Annotated in this window: 1 pseudogene; it reads right to left on the reverse strand. The window is 71.6% G+C overall.

Annotated features, from left to right (window positions below):
* Positions 1-261 (reverse strand): annotated as a pseudogene (locus tag NVV99_RS26600) (MFS transporter); the annotation flags it as partial.

Raw genomic sequence — 261 nt, forward strand, 5'->3', positions numbered from 1 at the left:
CGGGACGGTGAGATAGCGCATCGGCAGCCGCAGCGACGCCACGAGCATCGCCCCGACTGCCCCCCCGACACCGAAACCGGCCATCACCATCGCGTGCTGCAACGGCCCGCCCCCGGTCGCCTCGCGGATCGCGACCGGGATCAGCACCTCGATCGGTCCCAGCACGCAGAAGACCGCGACGGACCCGAACCGGAGCGTTCCGAGCACCCACCGCGTGCGCACGGTGAACCGCACACCCTCCGCGAGGTCGTCGAGCACGGA

It is taken from the genome of Rhodococcus sp. PAE-6, assembly GCF_025290685.1.
GTDB classification, from domain to species: Bacteria; Actinomycetota; Actinomycetes; order Mycobacteriales; family Mycobacteriaceae; genus Rhodococcus; species Rhodococcus pyridinivorans.